We start from the raw sequence: 1,217 nt of genomic DNA on the forward strand, positions 1-1,217 counted from the left end.
TTCACGATCTCAAAGCAGTAAAGCAGGCAAATGAATTTGTTGATGTTAAGCGTTTTCTAACGGATGCGCTGAATAAATACGACTTAAACAAGTGCACGGAATTTGAAACGGTTAGAGGTGTATTTTAATGCGAGCATTTAACGTTATGCAGAATTTCATTTTTTATACACTTGTTGCGCTTTTATATTTCATGTTCATTGAGATGATTTTGAAATTATGATTAAAGACCGATCAAAACGTTGCAAAGACCATTTAGGGCATCCATTCCCAGATGTGCGATCAATGTATCTGTTCTGGGGATTAACCGAGTGGGCGTATTATCACAGAAAACATCAGGGATGGACTTTAGAGCAGATCTTAACAACGCCTGTAAAGAAACAGCGTAATAACTGCTTAGATGATACAGAGCAGTACAAAAGACACTTTAAAAATAAACCTGAATACAAAGCTTATAAAAAAATCTCTGAGGTCAAACAATCCCTGCAGGGCGGTTATGTAGTGATTACTGAGTATCAGCGAGGGTAACACAATGATTAAACTTAAAGACTTAATAAAGATAATGCCTAATCCACAAGAATTTTATCTGTGTATTCTGGATGAACATGACAATATGAATAAGCATGATAGAGATATGCTTTATTCTCTTTGTTCGACTTGCGATTTTAAGACTTTTACTTTTATCTTCAATGAAGATCGTGACTACACCAAAGAGCGCATAAATGAGCTTTTAGAGTATGAAGTTACGTGTATCAATAACTGGCTTGCTGAGGGCAAATTAACAAATGGTGGTGTAATCACTTGGGGCGCAGAATTAAGCGAAGAAGAAAGAAAGAAACAGGACAGAATATCGCATGATCTCTTTGTGTATATCGCCCCTATCGAGAAGAAAAAGAAAAAAGCAAAGCAGGAAGAACAGACCGATCTGTTTTCAGACATTGACGAGGTAACAGCATGATCCAGATTGTTGAGTTCAAAGAACGTTACGGCAGAAACGATAACGCTATTCACGGTGCTAATAAATGGCTTGAAGATCACCGAGAATACAGAATTATCGACATTAAATATCAGACAATTACAGACGAGGGCGGAGATCGGACTTCAATTTTAATTGTCTATGATAATTTCACTATACCGCCTGCAAAAGCGTTAAAAGAGTGTGCAGATCAGCCTTACGGAGTATTAGAAAATGAATAATGGTTATATTGCAAAGATTGAAG

General features: G+C 36.8%; 3 protein-coding genes. All 3 read left to right on the top strand.

The features are described from left to right. Positions 1-216 precede the first annotated feature (216 nt). From ACJML3_RS05830 to ACJML3_RS05840, 3 genes are read left to right on the top strand one after another with little or no spacing between them, the layout of a single operon-like run. Positions 217-525, top strand: a complete 309-nt coding sequence (locus ACJML3_RS05830; RefSeq protein ID WP_406021439.1) for a hypothetical protein — start codon at positions 217-219, stop codon at positions 523-525. 4 nt (positions 526-529) lie between these two features. Then, entirely contained in the window at positions 530-955 is a 426-nt protein-coding gene (locus ACJML3_RS05835) for a hypothetical protein (protein WP_406021441.1), read from the top strand. Continuing rightward, positions 952-1,194 (top strand): hypothetical protein, encoded by a 243-nt coding sequence (locus tag ACJML3_RS05840; protein WP_406021443.1) that lies wholly within the window; start codon positions 952-954, stop codon positions 1,192-1,194. The genes ACJML3_RS05835 and ACJML3_RS05840 overlap by 4 nt, the downstream gene beginning before the upstream one ends. Positions 1,195-1,217 lie beyond the last annotated feature (23 nt).

The organism is Succinivibrio sp. (assembly GCF_045124615.1).
In the GTDB taxonomy this organism is placed as follows: Bacteria; Pseudomonadota; Gammaproteobacteria; order Enterobacterales; family Succinivibrionaceae; genus Succinivibrio; species Succinivibrio faecicola.